13 protein-coding genes are annotated in these 18,193 nt (G+C 60.6%); 2 read left to right on the top strand and 11 right to left on the bottom strand.

Annotated elements, in window-relative coordinates:
- Positions 1 to 171 precede the first annotated feature (171 nt).
- Complete coding sequence (locus VF629_RS13295; protein ID WP_331058975.1) at positions 172 to 570, top strand: hypothetical protein; 399 nt, start codon at positions 172 to 174, stop codon at positions 568 to 570.
- Between the two features lie 24 nt (positions 571 to 594).
- Here the strand turns inward: VF629_RS13295 and VF629_RS13290 are convergent, their stop codons facing one another.
- The 4 genes from VF629_RS13290 to VF629_RS13275 form a co-directional block, all read right to left on the bottom strand.
- Entirely contained in the window at positions 595 to 1,182 is a 588-nt protein-coding gene (locus tag VF629_RS13290) for a hypothetical protein (protein ID WP_331058974.1), read from the bottom strand.
- A 46-nt stretch (positions 1,183 to 1,228) separates the two neighbouring features.
- Positions 1,229 to 1,795: a hypothetical protein gene (locus VF629_RS13285; RefSeq protein WP_331058973.1), complete on the bottom strand. Its 567-nt coding sequence runs from the start codon at positions 1,793 to 1,795 to the stop codon at positions 1,229 to 1,231.
- Positions 1,796 to 1,873: 78 nt separating this feature from the next.
- The gene (gene plsY / locus VF629_RS13280; RefSeq protein WP_331058972.1) at positions 1,874 to 2,518 is read right to left on the bottom strand and encodes a glycerol-3-phosphate 1-O-acyltransferase PlsY; all 645 of its coding nucleotides are present in this window, start codon (positions 2,516 to 2,518) and stop codon (positions 1,874 to 1,876) included.
- A gap of 174 nt (positions 2,519 to 2,692) precedes the next feature.
- Positions 2,693 to 8,203 carry a hypothetical protein gene (locus VF629_RS13275; RefSeq protein WP_331058971.1) on the bottom strand — a complete coding sequence of 1,837 codons (5,511 nt, stop codon included), beginning with the start codon at positions 8,201 to 8,203 and terminating at the stop codon, positions 2,693 to 2,695.
- A gap of 408 nt (positions 8,204 to 8,611) precedes the next feature.
- Here VF629_RS13275 and VF629_RS13270 point away from each other — a divergent pair, with 408 nt between their 5' ends.
- Positions 8,612 to 9,646, top strand: a complete 1,035-nt coding sequence (locus VF629_RS13270) for a Gfo/Idh/MocA family protein (RefSeq protein WP_331058970.1) — start codon at positions 8,612 to 8,614, stop codon at positions 9,644 to 9,646.
- Positions 9,647 to 9,698: 52 nt separating this feature from the next.
- On the opposite strand, the gene fbp is transcribed toward VF629_RS13270, so the two are convergent.
- The 7 genes from fbp to VF629_RS13235 form a co-directional block, all read right to left on the bottom strand.
- Positions 9,699 to 10,706: a class 1 fructose-bisphosphatase gene (fbp, locus tag VF629_RS13265; RefSeq protein ID WP_331058969.1), complete on the bottom strand. Its 1,008-nt coding sequence runs from the start codon at positions 10,704 to 10,706 to the stop codon at positions 9,699 to 9,701.
- 85 nt (positions 10,707 to 10,791) lie between these two features.
- The gene (locus tag VF629_RS13260) at positions 10,792 to 11,256 is read right to left on the bottom strand and encodes a nuclear transport factor 2 family protein (RefSeq protein ID WP_331058968.1); all 465 of its coding nucleotides are present in this window, start codon (positions 11,254 to 11,256) and stop codon (positions 10,792 to 10,794) included.
- A gap of 91 nt (positions 11,257 to 11,347) precedes the next feature.
- Positions 11,348 to 12,715, bottom strand: coding sequence for an MFS transporter (locus VF629_RS13255; RefSeq protein WP_331058967.1), 1,368 nt, complete (start codon positions 12,713 to 12,715; stop codon positions 11,348 to 11,350).
- A 72-nt stretch (positions 12,716 to 12,787) separates the two neighbouring features.
- Positions 12,788 to 13,444: a bifunctional 4-hydroxy-2-oxoglutarate aldolase/2-dehydro-3-deoxy-phosphogluconate aldolase gene (locus tag VF629_RS13250; RefSeq protein ID WP_331058966.1), complete on the bottom strand. Its 657-nt coding sequence runs from the start codon at positions 13,442 to 13,444 to the stop codon at positions 12,788 to 12,790.
- Positions 13,445 to 13,590: 146 nt separating this feature from the next.
- Positions 13,591 to 14,601 (bottom strand): sugar kinase, encoded by a 1,011-nt coding sequence (locus tag VF629_RS13245; RefSeq protein ID WP_331058965.1) that lies wholly within the window; start codon positions 14,599 to 14,601, stop codon positions 13,591 to 13,593.
- A gap of 130 nt (positions 14,602 to 14,731) precedes the next feature.
- Complete coding sequence (uxaC, locus tag VF629_RS13240; RefSeq protein ID WP_331058964.1) at positions 14,732 to 16,165, bottom strand: glucuronate isomerase; 1,434 nt, start codon at positions 16,163 to 16,165, stop codon at positions 14,732 to 14,734.
- A 280-nt stretch (positions 16,166 to 16,445) separates the two neighbouring features.
- Complete coding sequence (locus tag VF629_RS13235; protein WP_331058963.1) at positions 16,446 to 18,098, bottom strand: altronate dehydratase family protein; 1,653 nt, start codon at positions 18,096 to 18,098, stop codon at positions 16,446 to 16,448.
- Positions 18,099 to 18,193 lie beyond the last annotated feature (95 nt).

Here is an 18,193-nt window from a genome sequence, read left to right as displayed (position 1 = left end):
CTAATAAAGCACTATATTACTATGGTACAGCCAACGGGTCTGCTCGGCATGAGTACGCGCGGCCACCTGATGCGAGCGGTGTGCCCCAACTCAACTCCCACTTGGCCCGTTTACTTCCCAAAGCCCGTTCCAAAGATGCAGCCCCGCCTGTCACCGCCTTCACGCTCCCGCATGCAGCTTTTGGCGTCCTACCCTTATTTGAAGCTATATCTGCACGAGGGCAATTCGCGCGCCATCGAAGCCCAATGGCTGGGCTTTGTGGGCAGCACCCTCCTGCGCCAAGCCACGCTAGAATGCGTGGCCCTTGCCGGTGAGCACCGCATCACCGGCTGGATAGCCGATGACCGACTGCTGGGCCCCGTGCGGCCCGTGGACCTGGCGTGGATTGCCAGCGAAATACTGCCTAAGTTGGTTGAAGTGGGTTTGCAACGGTTTGCACGCATCGAGGCCCTCGACCCGCTCAATCAACTGCTGATAGGCCAAGCCCAAGAAGCAGCCGAACAACAGATGCCTTTCACGCTGCAGTCGTTCACGGATGTGGACTTGGCCCGGGCCTGGGCCTGCGAGTAGGCCGCCCGCCCTAGCCACAGGCAGCTACTGCCGCGAGTCCAGCACCAGCTCCCGCACCATCAACTCGCCCAGTTTCCAAGCCTCGGCCCAATCTTTTTCGGGACTCTCGAAGGTGAGCAGGTAGAGCGTGTCGGTTTTGGCGTTGGCCAGGGCCATTTGGTAGACTACACGGGCGTCGGCGTTGGGCGGGGCGTCGCGGTAGCGCACGGCGCGCCGGTGCATTTTCCCCTCCACCGAAGCCGTTTTGTCCAGCACCTGCTGGCCCGGGCCGAAGCCGGTGCGCAGCATCAGGAATTCGGCGTAGGCGGGGGCGCGGCGATTGGTTTTGGCGGCAACTTTGCGCACCACTTGCAGCGACAGCCCCGTTTGGTACTCGCCGCTCTCCCCTATTTCTTCCTGCGTGAGGTAGTAGGTGGTGGCCCCTTTTTGGGCTTCGGCTTTGTAGTACCAGCCGGTGGGCAATAAGGCGGCAGCTTTGTTCTTGGGCAAGGGCTGCCAGCTGTAGCCAGCGGGCGAGGTGGCCAGCTTAGCATCGTAGCGCTGGGCAGCCACTGGCTGCGCAACTACCGTGGCCAAAATCAGCCCAACCCAAGCAAATAAGAAACGGCGCATACCGTAAAAATAACCCACCACAATTGCCTAAGCAGCTGCGCCGCGGCTACATGTTGGCATCGAGCCGCACCTGGGTTATCATCGTCTCGCCCAGCTTCCAGGCCTGGGCCCAGTCTTTTTCGGGGCTCTCGAATAGCAGCAGGTAGAACGTGTCGGTGCTGGTGTTGGCAATAGCCCACTGCTGCATGATTTTGGGGCCGGCCGGGTCGCTGGCTACGCGGTAGCGCACGCCGTACATGCGCAAGGGGCCCTGGGCCTTGTTTTCCTGGCCCAGCACTTGCTGCCCGGCGCCGCGCCCGGTGCGGGCGCTGAACGCCTGGGCGTAGTCGGCCGCGCGCTGCTTGGATTTGGCGCTTATCTTCTGCACCACGTTCACCGACATTCCCGTGGTGAACTGCTTGCCCGGCATAATCCTTTCGCGCGTCAGAAAGTACGCTTGCGCGTCTGGGCTCCTATCGGCTTTGTAACTCCAGGTGTAGGGCAGCAGCATGGCGGCCTTCACTTCGGGCAGCTGCTGCCAGTGGTAGCCCATGGGCTCGGCCGGCAGCGCCGTTTTAGATTGCTGCGCGGCAGCGGGCAGGGCGAGTAGCAGAAGGACGAGCAGACGTACCATGAGCGAAGTCTAAGGTTGAACGCATAACCAAGACTACCTCAACGGCATTTTGCAATAAAAGGGTGGGATTATGCTCGTTTACTTCCGCCCAAACAGCGGCACGCGGCTCTCCGTCCCGGCACGCAGGCGGCCGATGTTGGCCCGGTGGGTGTACACGAGCAGCGCGGCCAGCACGAAGCCCACGTACACCATGAAGGGCTGTGCCGGCCGAAACTGGGGCAGAAGCTGCAACAGCGCGAAAGCCACGCCCGCCGTCATGCTGGCCAACGACACGTAGCGAAACAGAAGCAGCATCACGATGAAAATCAGCAGGCACACCCCCACCGTGGTGGGGGCCACGCCCAGCATCATGCCCAGCACGGTGGCCACGCCCTTGCCGCCCCGGAACTCCGCGAACACCGGGTAGATGTGGCCCACGATGGCCAGCACCCCGCAGGCCAAGCGGTAGTACAGCACGTGCTCGGCCGGAATGGCGCCTTGCGCCAACAGAATATTGGGCAGGAAGTAAGCCGCCACAAAGCCCTTGAGCGCATCAATCAGCAGCACCACCGAACCGGCTTTGGGGCCCAGCACGCGGAAGGTGTTGGTGGCGCCCGCGTTGCCAGAGCCGTGCTCCCGGATGTCGGCCAGGCCGAAAAAGCGGCGCCCCACCCACAACGCCGTGGGAATGGAACCAAGCAGGTAAGCCGCAACGAGTGCGAGGGCGATATAGAGGTAATTCATGCGGTGCCAGATAAACGTTAACGAAACAAAAGAACGTCATGCTGGGCGCAGTCGAAGCATCTCGCCCGCAGTAGTGAACCTAATGCTTGGTTTACTACTGCGGGCGAGATGCTTCGACTGCGCCCAGCATGACGTCCTGTTTGACGTTCTGAGTGACGCAGGCCAGCGGCGGTTCTAGCTGTCGCCGAAGGGGTCTTCCGAACCTTTTTTCTTGCGCTTCTCTTCCTCCTTGGCCTTTTTCTCGTCCTCCTTTTTCTGCTTTTCGGCTTCTTTGGCTTGGCGCTCCAGCTCTTTTTTGGAAGGGCCGGCGTCAGCAGGAGCCGGCTCGGAGGCCGGTGCTTCGTCGGCAGCCTTTTCCTTGGTCTTCACCTTTTTGGGCTCGGGCTCGGCGGCGGTAGCGGGGGCGGGTGCATCGGCAGCCTTTTCCTTGGCTTTTACCGTTTTGGCGGGCTCGGGGGCAGGCTCGTCCATTGTGCCATCACCGAAGGGGTCGTTGGCCTTGGCCTTTTTCTTCTTCTTCGTGGGCTCGGGAGCAGCCGCGGCGGCGGGGTCGGCGCTGCCGTCGGCGCCAAAGGCGTCCTCGTTTTTGCCCTTTTTCTTCTTCTTGCCGCTCTCAACACTGTCGAAGCCGCTGGGCGCAGGCGCAGCCGGACGGGCCGCTAGCTTGCCGCTCTTGCCCAGGTAGTCCTTCTGGAAATGCGACCGGAAGGCATCGACGTCGGAGAAGTCGCCCAGGAAGGCGCCGTAGCTGGTGGCGGTGTTGTAGTCGCCCTTGGCTTTGCTGCCAATCTCGGCGTCGAACTTCTCGCTTTGCGACTTGGCCAGCAGCAGGTTGTTGGCGTACTTCAGGTAATACCAGGTCTGGGGCTCGGGCTCAAGGTAGATTTCCACTACGTCGGTGGAGTTTTCGCGGCGGATTTCCACGTGGCCGTCAATCAAGGCGTTCAAAGGAGTTTTGCCGATGCCGGCAATGCCGAGCTTGCCCACCGAGTACCAGGCGCGCTTTTCCTCGTTCCAGCGCAGGTTCACTTTGCTGAGCATGATGGTGTGTGCCAGCTTGGGCGAGAGCTTCATGAGCGGGTCGGCGGCGCCTTTGCGCATGGTGTAGGCCTCCACGCCCTTGTTGCCCAGGAACTGCCCCAGCTTGTAGAGCTCGTTGGTGGAGCCGTCCAATGCCTCTGGCGACCCTTTGGTGACGCTGGCCATCTCGGCGCCCATTACCTCAATGGCCTTGACCGGCATGTTGATGTCGATGCCCATCAAGGCGTCGATGGCGTACCGGGCACTGTCGGGGGTGGCGGTGCCCACGCCGCTGCCCACCATCTTGTAATCCTTATTGGAATTGATGAACGTCATCGGCCCACGGAAACTGAGCGAGTTGGTGGCGTCGGTGTACGTGAGCGACGAGCCCTCGTAGGCGTTCACGTCGGTGGGGTCGTTGCGCGAAATGGTGTACAGGCCCTTTTTGTCGTCGTAGCGCAGCTTGCCGTCCACTTTAAACACGGCCACGTCGGTAGAATTGGGCAGCGTGGCGGCGTACAGCGGGTACACCTTGTTGCTCTGGTCCGACATGAACAGGCCCGTCACCAGCGGGGCCCCATCGGCCGCCTTGATGTCCTGCAGGTTCAGGCTAAAGTTCTTGGGGTCGATGGAGTCCTTCACGGCCACCCATTCGGCCAGCTTGCGCTCCGAACCAAACTGCAGCTGCACTTCGCCGTCGAAGGCAAAGCCCCGGCGCTGAGAGTTCAGTTGCACGTTGCCGCGGTAGCCGATGCGGGGCGTGAGCTGGAATTTAGACGTAGCATTGACCACGGCCGTGGCCACGGTGGCCGGGCCCGCCGGAGCAGTGCCGGACCCAAACTCGTCTTTCTTCCGGCGCAGCACGCCTTTGCCCTTGTCGGTGCTGGCCAGCAGCGCAGCCGGGTCGGGTTCGAAGTTGGAGAAGCGCAAAGCCACCGAATCGCGGGCGGTTTTGAAAGTGTACTCGGCATTGCCCGCGAAGGCGGCTTTGGAGAGCACCTCGATGTTGCCCTTCACCAGACGATGAAACTTGGCCAGGGAATCGAGCACAACGGTGGCGTTTTTGAATCGCTGAATTTTGCCGTTGGCCCCGATGCTGACCTTGCCCGAGTCAGGCATTACCCAGGCGTCGGCGGCGGCGATGTAGGGCACCCCACCCACCTGCATGCGGTACTTGGCCAGGTCGTACACGCCCGACGATGCCTTAAACTTCAGGCCCTGCTGGTCGGGGTTGGTGGAGTAGAAGTACGACTTGGTCGAGTCGGCGTTGGCCGCCACGCGCAGTTGCACCTGCTTCTTTTTGAAGTCCCAATGGCCGCCGCTCAGCGTGGTTTTGAACCGCGAATACGGCAGGTCGATGCTGGCTTTGCTGCCGGGCTCGCGCTTGAAGTCGGCAAAGCCGCGCTTCAAGTCATAGTCAAACGCCACGTCGTTGGCCGTGAGAGCGGGCTTGTTCGCCTCGGCCGACTTGATGCTCATCGTGGCCTTGCGCCCCGCGTAGCTGTCGGACTTGAACGTAAACGCGGGCGACTTGATGAACGACTGCGGCCCGTCGAGGCGGCCGTCGCCGCCCGCGTTTTTGGGCGTCAGCACGGCCGTGCCTTTAAAGTTGTACGAAGAAACGGTCTTGGTTTTCTGGTCGGCCGTGGCGTACATGCGAATGGCCTCGCCGGTGCGCGGCGTGGTCAGGTACATGGAATCGCGGCGCACGTCCCAGTTCATGACATAGCCCGCGGGCAGGCTCATTTTGGGGATGTCCACGCCTTCCGCCTTTTTCGCGGCAATGGCGCCGGTCTTGCCCACCGCCACCACCGAGTCTCGGTAGAACACGAAGCTGTTTGACGTGAACGTGCCCGACTGATAATTAACGGTGCCATCGGCTTGCAGGCCGCGGCCGTCCATTTTTACCTTATTGTATACCCGGCCGCGGCCCTTGTACAGCGGGAAGCCGTCTTTGGGCACGTCGTAGGTGAAGCCCAGTGAGCCGTCTTCCTGCACCGTGAGCTTGGTTTTGATGTCGGGGATGATGCCGCCGCTGCGGAACGTGCCGTCGAAGCCCGAGGCCGACTTGCCGATGCCGTTGAGCGAGTCGAGTTTGAACGGCGGAATGTCGAACACCATCGTGGAGTCGTAGGCACCGCCCAGCACGTCCTGCTTGCCGAAGTACACGTTGGCGCCGCTCTTGGAGTCGAAAGCGGGGTACTGGCCCTTCTTCTTCCGGCCCGACTTGTTTTTGGGGTCGTTCAGGAACAGGCGGCCCGTCGAGAACTTGCCCTTGTTGGTCAGGGCAAAGTCGGCTTTTTTGCCAGTGGGCTTGCCCTTGGCGTCCTTGGCCTCGCTCCGAATAACAATGGAGTCAATCTTGGCCATGTCGACGTAGAAGCCGTCGTAGTCAAATTTAAAATCGCGGCCCTTGAAGCGCATGGCCGAAGCCACCACCGTGCCGCTGAAATCGATGTTGCGGTTTTTCTGGATGCGGATGATGGCGCTGTCCGGCTTCACAAACACCGTGGCCGAGTCGTCGGAGAAGTTGAAACGCTCCACGCCGCGCACCGTCAACTCGTTGGTGTTCAGGTTCAGGGTAGCGTTGCGGCCCGAGCCCGAGAGCGACTTGATGGCGATGTGGTCGTAGTCCTTTTTGTCACGGGCCGAGGCCACGTAGTGCGCGCCCTTGGGCAAGATGGTCACCTCGCCGGTTTGGGGCGCCCAGGCCACGTAGCCGTCGCGGGCCAAGCCGGCCATGGCGCTGCGCATGTTGGGCTCCGACGTCTTGAGCTGCGCCGCCAAGTCGCTCACGTTGATGGTTTTGGCGTCGCCGTGCGTTTGGCTGTAGCCTACCAGCATTTGCATGGGGTGCAGCCGGTTGATGCTCTTGAGCTGTTGGTAGCGGGTGTTGGTAAAGAATTCCTTGCTCTCAAAATCAGCCGTTTGCTGGTTTTTCGACGACAATACCGCGAAGTCGATGGTGGGCTGGGCCAGGTTCCAGGTCAGGGCCTCCGTCCGGATTTCCATCTGGTGGTACGAGTCGCTATAAGGCGTGTTTTTGTATAGGCCTTCCTCGCGCGACAGTTTGAGCTGCTGCTTGCCCTTGGCGTACTTGAGTTGGGCGCCGGGGTGCGTCACCGAATCCTTGGCCCCTTGGTAAATGGTGATGGCGGCGCGGTTGGCCGTGATGAGCGAGTCGCCCAGCACGTACGCCCGCGACGCGGCCTTGAACTTGGGCTTGCCGTCGCGGCTCACCGTGAGGTTGGACAACGAGCCGTCGAGGGCCGCGCTTAGCACCTTGCCGCCGGCCATCGAGAGGCCCCCGCGGTATTTGATGTTTTCGCCCAGATTTTTGATGCGGGCGTCGTTGGTGAGGGTGATGAAGCGCGGGTAGCCCGTGTCGGTGGCGTTGGGCTTGCGGCGCACGCTCTTGTAGCTGAGCGCGCCTTTTACGGGCGCTTCCAGCACGGCCGGGTACGTCAGCGTCACGGGTTGGGCCGCGAACTCGGGCTTGGTCATGTCAAAGTCAAACCCCGTCATGTCGGCCGTTACCGGGTTGCCTTTCACCGACCAAGCCAGTTGCCCGCCCGTGGCCAAAAACCGGCCCGAATTGGGCACGGCTGTGCCGCTCACTTTTTTCAACACCACCGAGTCTCCGGCCGTGGCCACCACCAAGTCGGCGTCCTTAATCACCATCACCGCACCACGAGCGGGCGGCGCCTGGTAGTCGTCATAAGGCACTGCCGAGGGCGTAAACGAGGCCGTGGGCGCGTCAAAATCAGACGCCTTCACCACCGGTTCGGCGGGCTTGGCGGCCGCGGGCGCAGGCTTGGCGACGGCTTTCGCGACGGGCTTTTTGGCGGGTGCTTTCTTTTTCACGGGCGCGCCCCAGCCGTCGTCGGTGTCGCCCCAGCCGCCCCCGGAGGGCGACGACCACAGGTCGGCCGTGTCCCAGCCGCTGCTGCTGGCTTTCTTCTTTGGAGCGGGTTTGGGGGCTGCTTTCACCGGTGCTTTGGCGGCTACTGGCTTGGCAGCAGGTTTGGCGGCCGGTAAAGGTTCTGGTTTCGGCGCGGGGGCCGGTGCCCCAAACTCTAGGTTAGAAACCGGTGCCTCAATGGGCGAGTAAGCAAACGACACCGTGCCGCCTACGGCCCGCAGGCGGCTATAGCCCGAGCGGTAGAGGTAGCCACCGTTCAGGAAACGGTTGGTGCTGGCCATAAACTTCTCGGTTTCTTGCGGAGCTTCTTTCTCCAGGGTTTGGCCAAATACGTCGAGGTACTGGTCCATCTGGGCGTCGCTGAGCTTGGCCGTGGTGGCCCCACCGAGAATGGCGCCAAACAAGGTTTCGAAGTGCGGCCGGGGCCGGAATTTCTTTGCCAGCATTGCCTGCGACAGCGCCACGATGCGGGCCTGCTGCGACGCGGTGAGGCGATTGGAAGCCCATAGTTCTTTTAGGCGCGCGGCGGTGGCTTTGGCCGCGGCGTTGTTGGTGGCGGCCATCATGCTCTGCACGTCGGCGATGTACTGGGCCGGGTCGGTCGAGAGCTTGCCCACGCGGTATGCCGGCGGGGCGGCGGGTGCTGCCGCGCCCGGCGCCGGAGCTTTGGTTTGCGCCTGAGCCGCCAGCTGGTCACCCAAGAACATACCTACCCACGCCGTTAAGAGAACTAATTGCTTCATAAAGTCTAGTTGAACTGGAATGGTGGCCTGCTCCGCCTACTGCGAGCTGCCCCGATTATATAGGTAATGGGTTGGCTGGCCGAATGCTAGCCGGTGGTAGAAGTAAAACGACGCAAAGGCTGCCCAACGGGCTGCTTTTTCAACGCAAACGCTTGGTGCGGAAGATAGTGCCCCGCGGCGCGCTAAAAAACCGGTACAAGTTAGGCAGAATCAAAAAAGTAATTTACTCCCCATTTGTCTAAGTGCGAAACATCCACTGATAATCAATTACTTTCTTGATAATGCCATTTTTGTCACCCTCGTATTGTCCCAATTGACAAATGCTTCCGGGTGAATAACCGTTCAGTTTCAGGGTTCTGAAACGGCTACACACTAATTCATCAACGACACAACCCGTTATTTTGACACATGACCACCGCTCCCATTCGTACCGCATTGCTGGCCTACGGCATGTCGGGCAAGCTTTTTCACGCCCCCTTTCTAACGGCCCACACCGGCTTCGAATTGCAAGCCGTGCTGGAGCGGAACGAGCAGCGCATGCAGCGCGACTACCCTGGTATTCGGAGCTACGCCAGCCTGCCCGACCTGCTGGCCGACCCGGCCATCGAGCTTGTGGTGGTGAACACGCCCAGCCACACGCATTTTGAACTGGCCGAGCAAGCCCTGCGTGCCGGCAAGCATGTGCTGCTGGAAAAGCCGGTGGCCACTTCGGCGGCTCAGGCTCAAGAGCTGTGGGGCTTTGCCCTCCACATGGGTCGGCACTTGCTGGCCTACCAGAATCGCCGGTGGGACACCGATTTTGGCGCCGTGCGCCGGGTGATTGAGAGCGGCCAGCTTGGCCAACTTATCGAGGTGCACATGCGCTTCGACCGCTACAAGCCGGCCCTCAACTCCAAGAAGTTTAAAGAGGAACCTGTGCCCGGCAGTGGCCTGCTCTATGATTTGGGCCCGCACCTGGTAGACCAAGCCATCAGTTTATTTGGCCGGCCGCTCAGCGTCCATAAAACCACCGGGCGGCACCGGGCGGCCAGTCAGGTCGACGATTTCTTCTCCCTGCTTCTGCGTTATCCAGCTGGCCTAAACGTCTGGCTGACTTCTAGCCTGCTTGTGGCGGCGCCTGGCCCGGCCTACGTGCTACATGGCACCCTGGGCAGCTACCAAAAAGACCGCACCGACCCGCAGGAAACCCAACTGCTACAAGGTATGTCGCCACTCTCGCCTGAATACGGCCGCGAGACGCCCGGCCAAGAGGGCCGCCTCACGCTAGCTGGTCCCGATGGCAACCTCACTACGCAGCCTGACGCTGCAGCCCCTGGCAATTACTTGGGGTTGTTTCAGGCCGTGTTTGAAACCATTCGTCAGGGTGTACTCTACCCCATCACCACCGAGCAATTGCTCTGGCAAAACGAATTGCTGGAAGCTCCTGTCGCGAGGCATTCATAGCGTCTCGGCAACATGGCCTAACTTTTCATTGAGGCTCAGCCGATTTGCTACTCTACTGGGCAGCCACTGCCTGGAGTTCCTCCACCAAATCGGCTGAGCCTACAAACAGCGGGGCGCGTTGGTGCAGGTCGGTCGTGGGGTGCACGTCGAGCACCACGTCGGCCCCGGTCACGGCCATGCCGCCGGCTTGCTCAATCAGGAAGGCCAGCGGGTAGCATTCGTAGAGCAGGCGAAGCTTGCCGCCGGGTTTTTCCACGGTAGGCGGGTACATGTAAATGCCACCGGTGAAGAGGTTGCGGTGGTAGTCGGCTACCAGCGAGCCCACGTAGCGGGCCGTCAGGCGGCGCTCCTTGCACGTCATCAGAAACGTGCGCACAAACTCGGGGTAGTCAAACCAATTGCCCTCGTTGCAGGAAAAGACCGGCCCTTGGCGCGGAATTTTGATGTCGGGGTGCGAGAGGAAGAATTCGCCCAACGAGTTTTCGTAAGTGAAGCCCGTCACGCCGTGGCCCGTAGTGTACACCAGCATGGTGCTCGACCCGTACAGCACGTAGCCCGCCGCCACCTGGGCGCGGCCGCCCTGCAAAAAATCTTCTTTGCGCGCCGGCCCGCCAATGCGCGACACGCGGCGGTAGATGCTGAACAGCGTGCCGATGCTCACGTTCACGTCGATGTTGGAGGAGCCGTCGAGCGGGTCGATGGCCACCACGTACTTGCCGTTCTTGTTGCCGGTTTGAATAATGTCCTCGTCTTCTTCGGAGAGCACGGCACAGGCTTCGCCGCCGTTGGTGAGCGCGCGGATGAAACGAATGTTGGCTTCTACATCGAGCTTCTGCTGCTTCTCGCCCTGCACGTTCTCGCCGCCCATGGCGCCCGTAATCCGGGAAAGACCGGCGCGGTTCACCTCCCGGTTCACAATCTTGCCGGCTAGCGCAATGTCGCGCAGCAGTTGGCTCAACTCGCCAGTTGCGTAAGCAAATTCGCTCTGCTTGCGCATGATGTAGCGCTCCAGAGTAGTGCCAACGGGCGTGGCCAGGGTATTTTCAGTGGTCTGTGACATGGGTGGGACATGTAGCGCGGACTCTGCGAGTCCGCGGGGGCGTTGGGGTGTTGTTCGCGCGGACTTACAGAGTCCGCGCTACACATCAGGAAGCTTGTTTCTGCGACTGCCACAGCACCACCTGCCAGCCTTGCTTGTTCTTCACCTGCACCACCACGTACTTGATGTGCGCCATGTTGGGCGTACCGTCGGGCTTGTTGGGCTGGTAAATCACAATCTGGCCGTTGACCACGGCGGCTTTGCCGTCGTTGTAGGCGCGCACGTTGATGTTTTCCACATCAATCTTGTCGTACACGCTTTTGCCGTCGCGAATGCTCTGGATGTACTCCTTCTTGTCGTTCTGCTTGCCGTTGGAGTGCGTGTACACCAAGTCGTCGGCGAATACTTTTTCCAGGAAGGCGTAGTCCTTACTCACCTGCGCCGCAAAGCGCTGGCGCTCCAGCGCTTCCACTTCCTTTACAGCTTTGGCGTTTTTGTCGTCGGCGGGTGAGTTTGCCACTGCGGCCAGGCCTAACACCAGCAGCAAGGCCAAGGTCATCAGTTTTTTCATCGGAGAAAGGGTTGTTGTTAGTTGTTGGTTGTCAGTTGTTAGCGAGAACGCCCTGACAACTAACAACCAACAACTGACAACTCGTTAGAGGTTAGTTTTCGTCGTCGAGCTTGATGGGCTCCATGCGCGGTACCAGCGTGAACATCAGCACCCAGGCCAGCAGGTAGGCCCCGCCGCAGATGAAGAACATGATGTAGTAGGCCTTGTCGAGTTGGCCAATGCTTTCGAAGTGCACAAACATGCGCTTTTGCACCAGCGCCGTGAGGGCAATGCCGCCCATACCTCCCGCAAAACCGCCAATGCCAGTAACCGAGCCCACGGCCCGTTTCGGAAACATGTCCGACACGGTGGTGAAAATGTTAGCGCTCCAGGCTTGGTGCGCGGCTGCGGCAATGCCGATGACGAACACCGCAAGCCACATGTTCATCTGGCCCAGCCACTGCGCAAACACAATGGGGAACACGCAGCAAGCAATGACGAGCATGGCTGTTTTGCGGGCCTGAAACGCGGGCATACCGCGCTTGATGAAGCCCATCGGCAGGTAGCCGCCGCCCACGCTGCCAATGCTCGACAGGACGTATACCGCCGCCACCGGCAGGGCAATGTCCGTGCCCTTGAGGTTGTACTGCTTGCCCAGAAAATCAGGCAACCAGAACAGGTAGAACCACCAGATGGGGTCGGTTAGGAATTTGCCAATCACGAAGGCCCAGGTTTGCTTGAATCCCAGCAGCGTGACCCACGAAGCCTTTGGTTTTTCTTCCGTCACGCCCTCGGCTGGCAGGCCCGCGGGAATGTCAGCGTTGATGTAGTCGAACTCGGCCTTGGACAGGCGCGCGTGCTTGGCGGGCGTTTCGTAGTACTTCATCCACAGCACCAGCCAGACAAAGCCCAGCGCGCCAGTTATCAGAAAAGCCCATTTCCAGCCAATGTTTTCGGCAATGAGCGGCACGGTGAGCGGCGCCACAATGGCACCCACGTTGGAGCCTGAGTTGAAGATGCCTGTGGCCAGGGCCCGCTCCCGCTGCGGAAACCACTCGGCCGTGGTTTTGATGGCCGCTGGAAAGTTACCGGCTTCGGTGATGCCCAAAAAGCCGCGCGCAATGCCAAAACCCATCGTGCTGCTCACCAGCGCGTGGCCCATGGCTGCTATGCTCCACAGCGCTGTGGAGAGGGCGTAGCCCAGCTTGGTACCCAGCTTGTCGATGATGCGGCCGGCGCCCACCATGCCGATGGCATAAGCCAGCTTAAAGGCAATTTCGATGTTGGCGTAGTCGCCCGAATTCCACTTAAACTCCGTTTCGAGGTAGGGCTTCAGCAGCGAAATAACCGCCCGGTCGAGGTAGTTGATGGTGGTGGCAAAAAACACCAGAGCGCAGATGGTCCAGCGAAACTTGCCTATGACGGCGTTGGCCGTGGCCAGCGGGGAATCGGGCGGCGCTTGTGCGGAAGTAGGGTTCATCGAGTTCGGGAATTTGAAACCAGGGCAATACTCAAAAACTAACCAGCGGCGCGGGGCACGCACCGGCGGCGACTATTTTTTCAGCGTGTCCACAAACTGCATCAGCTCGCCAATGCGGGCGGCCAAGGCATCGGTGTCGTCGGCATTCTTGAAGAGCTGCGAGCCCATGCCCACCGCATTCACGCCCGCGCCAAACCAGGCGCTGACACTCTCTTGGGTGGGCTCCACGCCGCCCGTCACCATCAGTTTGACGTGGGGCATGGGGCCGCGCAAGGCCTTCACGTAGTCGGGGCCGACAATATTGCCGGGGAAAATCTTCACCACCGCAGCGCCCATCTCGGTGGCGTTGTAAATCTCGGTGGGCGTGAGGGCGCCAGGCAGCCAGGGAATGTCGTGGGCGTTGCAAACCGCGGCTACTTCGGCAGTGGCCAGCGGCTGCACCACAAACTCGGCGCCCGCCGCAATGAACAGCTCGGCTTCGGCGGCTTTGTAAATGGTGCCGATGCCGAGCACCATGTCGGGGCACTGCTGGCGCACAAAGTCCTGCAGCTGCCGAAACACGTCCAGCGCCCGCTCGCCACGGTTCACAAACTCAAACACGCGGATGCCGCCGGTGTAGCACGCCTGCAGGATGCGCTGGGTGTACGCCGCATCGGCGTGGTAAAACACCGGCACCACCGGGTGGCGGAGCAGCGTGGCAAGGGTATCGGTGGCGTTATGTCGGGGCATTTGCTTTTAATCAGAATAAAAATTAAGAAGAACGTCATGCTGAGCGCAGTCGAAGCATCTCTACCGCGCAAGTACAAGTAATTAATTAGTATTGAGGTAGAGATGCTTCGACTCCGCTCAGCATGACGTTCTTTTCTTTTAATAGCTTAGCGTAAAAGGCGGCCGCTGGTGTTGCCGCGCATGATGTCTTCCACCTCGGGCACGGTGACCAGGTTGATGTCGCCGTGCACGGTGTGCTTGAGGGCCGAAGCCGCCACGCCGAAGGTAAGGGCCTGTTGGGGGCTGGTGTAGGCCAGCGAACCGTAGATGAAGCCGGCCATGAACGCATCGCCGCCCCCAATGCGGTCGACGATGGGGTTGATGTCGTAGGTGATGGTTTCGAGGAACTGTTGGCCGTCGTAGAACAAGCCTTTCAGGCCGTTGTGCGAAGCGCTGTGGGTTTTGCGGCGGGTGGTGATGACCTGCTTCACCTGCGGAAATTGCGCCATTACCTGCTGGGCCATCGACACGAACTTGTTGTCAGTGCCGGGTAAGGGCTTGATGCCGAACAAGTCGTCGGCGTCGTTCTCGGAACACACAATCACGTCGCAGCCCGCCACCAGTTCTGTCATTACGCTCTGCGCCGTTTGGCCGTACTGCCACAGGTTGCGGCGGTAGTTCACATCGGCCGATACGGTGATGCCCAAGCGGCGCGCGGCGGCAATGGCCTGGCGCGTGGCCTCAGCCGAAGCAGCCGATACGGCGGGCGTGATGCCCGTCCAGTGCAGCCAGCCGGCGTCTTTCAGGATTTCATCCCAGTTGAAGGCCGCCGGGTCGAGATAAGCAAAGGCCGAGTTAGCGCGGTCGTACACCACCTTGCTGGGGCGCATCCCCGCTCCCACTTCCAGGAAATACAGCCCCAGGCGGTCGCCCTGGAAAACGGTCGCGTCCATGTTCACGCCCAGGGCGCGGAAGTGCTGGGCCGCGGCGTGGCCCAGGTCGTTGGCCGGAAAGCAAGTAACGTGAGCGGCGGGCACGCCCAAGCCGGCCAGCGAGGCACCCACGTTGGCGTCGCCGCCGCCGTAGGTGATTTCGAGGCGCTGGGTTTGCGCGAACCGATTATTCAGCGGCGGCGAAAGCCGCATCATGATTTCGCCGAACGTGACAACTTGCTTCATTCTATGAGGTGGATTGGGTATTTGGACCGTCATGCAGAGCGCAGCGAAGCATCTCGCTCGAGCAAACTAATTACTTGAAGCACGCGAGATGCTTCGCTGCGCTCTGCATGACGGTATTTTCATTCAGCAACTACGCCGTTACAACCGCTGCTTCGGCCACTTTGCCGAAGCCAAAGTACTCCTTGGCGTTGCCGTAGCAGATGTTTTGCACGGTGCGGCCGAGCAATTCCATGTCGGCGGGCAGTTCGCCATTTTCCACGTCGTTGCCGAATAGGTTGCACAGCACGCGGCGGAAATACTCGTGGCGCGGGTACGACAAGAAGCTGCGCGAATCGGTGAGCATGCCCACGAAACGGCTCAACAGGCCCATGTTCGAAAGCGCGTTGATTTGCTTCTCCATGCCGTCTTTCTGGTCGAGGAACCACCAGCCGGAACCGAACTGAATTTTACCCGCCACCGAGCCGTCATTGAAGTTGCCAATCATCGTGGCAATCAACTCGTTGTCGGCGGGGTTCAGGTTGTAAATGATGGTTTTGGCCAGCTTATCCTGCCCGTCGAGACGGTCGAGGAAGGTGGAGAGGGCGCGGCCCTGCGGGAAGTCGCCGATGCTGTCCCAGCCCGTGTCGGGGCCCAGTTCACGCAGCATGCGCGAGTTGTTGTTGCGCAGCGCGCCGATGTGGTACTGTTGCGTCCAGCCCTTTTCCCAGTCCATCTCAGCTAGCAGCACCAGCATGGCCGACTTGAACTGCATATTCTCTACGCTGGTCAGTTCGCTGCTGCCGCGGATTTTCGAGAAGCTGGTTTCGATTTCAGCCGCGGTGTAAGGCGCCGCATAAATCTGCTCCAAGCCGTGGTCCGATAACCGGCAGCCCACGCTGGCAAAGAAGTCGTGCCGGCGGCGCAACACCGTTTCCAAGTCCGCAAACGTGCGAATTTCTACCTCGGCTACTTTGCCCAGCTTGTCCAGGTAGGCGTTGTAGCTGGGTGCGTCGTCCACAGCCATGGCCTTGTCGGCCCGGAAGGTGGGCAGCACGCGCACCCCGAAGTCCGCAGCCGCCAGCGCCTGGTGGTGTTCCAGGGAATCGGCCGGGTCGTCGGTGGTGCAGAGCGTTTCCACGTTCATCTTTTTCAGCAAGCTCTGCACCGAGTACTCGGGCGTTTGCAGCTTGGCGTTGCACTCGTCGTAGATGCGGCGGGCGCTATCCTTGTTCAGCAGCTCCGTGATGCCGAAGTAGCGCTGCAACTCCAGGTGCGTCCAGTGGTAGAGCGGGTTGCGCAGGGTGTAGGGCACGGTTTCGGCCCACTTCTCGAACTTCTCCCAGTCCGAAGCATCGCCGGTAATGTAGCGCTCGGGGATGCCGTTGGCCCGCATGGCGCGCCACTTGTAGTGGTCGCCGTAGAGCCAGATTTGGGTGATGTTCTCGAACTGCTTGTCCTCCGCTATTTGGTCGGGCAGCAGGTGGTTGTGGTAGTCGATGATGGGCATCTGCTTGGCATACTCGTGGTAGAGCGTGCTAGCCGTGGCCGTCTGCAGCAGGAAGTCGTCGGAAAGGAAAGGCTTCATGGTCAACGAAGAATGCAGGGCGAACCCCAATGAATGCTACATTTTCAGGAGCCGAAGGTAGGTCCGTGCAAGGACCCAAACTCTCATGCAGACTCCTGATTTAGCTATTTATTAGTGAAAACGGTTGCGTAAATAATTATCAGTCCGTCATGTCGAGCGCAGCCGAGACACCTCGCGTGTGGTAGTAAACCAATCGTGAAGACGACCCGAGCGAGATGTCTCGGCTGCGCTCGACATGACTTTCCTTTGTGATTATCTTAATCTTATAGACTGACGCCGCTTATAGACTGACGCCGCGCTTCCACGGAATGAAGTCGGTTTGGTCGTGGCGCACGGCGGCGACTTCCTCGCCGCTGGCCACCCGGATGACATAGTCCAGAATGCGTTCGCCGGCCTGCTCAATGGTTTCCTCGCCGTCAATCACCGTTCCGGTGTTCACGTCGATGATGTCGGGCATACGCTTGGCCAGGGCCGTGTTGCTGGAAATTTTCACCACTGGCGCAATGGGGTTGCCGGTGGGCGTGCCCAAGCCGGTGGTAAACAGCACGATATTGGCCCCCGAGCCCACTTCGGCCGTAGTCGATTCCACGTCGTTGCCGGGTGTGCACAGCAGGTTCAAGCCGGGCTTGGTGACCAGTTCTGGGTAATCAAGCACGGCCACTACCGGCGACGAACCGCCCTTGCGGGCTGCACCAGCCGACTTCATGGCGTCGGTAATCAAGCCGTCGCGGATGTTGCCCGGGGAGGGGTTCATGTCGAAGCCCGAACCCACGGCCACAGCGCTGTCGCCATAGGCCTTCATCAGACTGCTAAACCGTTCGGCAATGGCTGGTTCCACGCTGCGGTCCACCAGTTCCTGCTCCACGCCGCACAGCTCCGGAAACTCGGCCAAAATCACCGACCCACCCAAGGCCACTACCATATCAGACACGTGCCCCAACGCCGGGTTGGCCGAGATGCCAGAGAACCCATCGGAGCCGCCGCACTCCAAGCCAATGTTGAGGGCCCGCAGCGGAGCGGGTTCGCGCCGGGCTTGGTTGGCAATCATCAGGCCGGCAAACGTCTGCCGCAGGGCCGTGCTGATGAGGTTTTCCTCGGTACCTAGCTGCTGCTGGTCGAGAATGTAGAGCGGCTTGCTGAAGTTGGGGTCGCGCTTCGCAATTTCCTCCTGCAGCATGGTGGCCTGCGCGTTTTGGCAGCCTAAGCTAAGCACCGTGGCGCCGGCCACGTTGGGGTGCGTGATGTAGCCGGCCAACAGGCCGCAGAGCGTTTGGGCATCCTGGCGAATGCCGCCGCAGCCACCTTCGTGGGAGAGAAAGCGAATGCCGTCCACGTTCGGGAAAGGACGTTGGCTTTTGGCGGTGTCAGCCGAAGCTTCCAGGTCAGCGCTCAGAATTTCCTCGACTGATTTACCGGCCTGCATGAGGCTGAGCAGCTTGCGGGTTTCGGGCTGGTAGTTCTTGCGGCGAGCGTAGCCGAGGTCGGTTATCAAGGCGTCCTGAAGCACCTGAATGTTGCGGTTTTCGCAGAACACCAATGGGATAACGAGCCAGTAGTTGGCGGTACCCACGCGGCCGTCGGCACGGTGGTAGCCCATGAAGGTCCGTTGCTGCCAAGCGCTCACGTCGGGCGCTTGCCACGCGGCACGCTGCTGGGCGTGTTCGTCGTAGCTGTTGGTGGCGTGCTGCATGTTGGCCGTGGTGAGGCGGCCGCCGGGACGAATAACTTCTTTGGCTTTGCCGACGAGCACGCCGTACATCGTCACGGGCTGGCCGGGGCTCAAGCCCAGCGGCGCCAGCTTGTGCTTGGCCGGAATAGGCTCGGCAGTGGTCACAAAGCCATTTTCCCAAGGCACTTCGGTGCCAATGGGCAAGTCGACGAGGGCAACCAGAACGTTGTCGGCGGGGTGGATACGAGCAACTTGGTGTTTCACGGGAAGGGTTACTTTATTAAATCAAAACGTCGTGTCGAGCGCAGCCGAGACATCTCGCGTGCTACCACTAATCATTGATTACCGCCCCGAGCGAG

Origin of the sequence: Hymenobacter sp. (assembly GCF_036388155.1) — a bacterium.
Classification (GTDB): Bacteria; Bacteroidota; Bacteroidia; order Cytophagales; family Hymenobacteraceae; genus Hymenobacter.
The sequence above is the reverse complement of the archived record's forward strand: the minus strand, read 5'-3'. Positions and strand labels throughout refer to the sequence as shown.

What these genes read in the sequence shown, in the direction of transcription:
- VF629_RS13295 (WP_331058975.1), top strand. Translation starts at nt 172, where the DNA reads ATGCAGCTTTTGGCGTCCTACCCTTATTTGAAGCTATATCTGCACGAG.
- VF629_RS13290 (WP_331058974.1), bottom strand. Translation starts at nt 1,182, where the DNA reads ATGCGCCGTTTCTTATTTGCTTGGGTTGGGCTGATTTTGGCCACGGTA.
- VF629_RS13285 (WP_331058973.1), bottom strand. Translation starts at nt 1,795, where the DNA reads ATGGTACGTCTGCTCGTCCTTCTGCTACTCGCCCTGCCCGCTGCCGCG.
- plsY (WP_331058972.1), bottom strand. Translation starts at nt 2,518, where the DNA reads ATGAATTACCTCTATATCGCCCTCGCACTCGTTGCGGCTTACCTGCTT.
- VF629_RS13275 (WP_331058971.1), bottom strand. Translation starts at nt 8,203, where the DNA reads ATGAAGCAATTAGTTCTCTTAACGGCGTGGGTAGGTATGTTCTTGGGT.
- VF629_RS13270 (WP_331058970.1), top strand. Translation starts at nt 8,612, where the DNA reads ATGACCACCGCTCCCATTCGTACCGCATTGCTGGCCTACGGCATGTCG.
- fbp (WP_331058969.1), bottom strand. Translation starts at nt 10,706, where the DNA reads ATGTCACAGACCACTGAAAATACCCTGGCCACGCCCGTTGGCACTACT.
- VF629_RS13260 (WP_331058968.1), bottom strand. Translation starts at nt 11,256, where the DNA reads ATGAAAAAACTGATGACCTTGGCCTTGCTGCTGGTGTTAGGCCTGGCC.
- VF629_RS13255 (WP_331058967.1), bottom strand. Translation starts at nt 12,715, where the DNA reads ATGAACCCTACTTCCGCACAAGCGCCGCCCGATTCCCCGCTGGCCACG.
- VF629_RS13250 (WP_331058966.1), bottom strand. Translation starts at nt 13,444, where the DNA reads ATGCCCCGACATAACGCCACCGATACCCTTGCCACGCTGCTCCGCCAC.
- VF629_RS13245 (WP_331058965.1), bottom strand. Translation starts at nt 14,601, where the DNA reads ATGAAGCAAGTTGTCACGTTCGGCGAAATCATGATGCGGCTTTCGCCG.
- uxaC (WP_331058964.1), bottom strand. Translation starts at nt 16,165, where the DNA reads ATGAAGCCTTTCCTTTCCGACGACTTCCTGCTGCAGACGGCCACGGCT.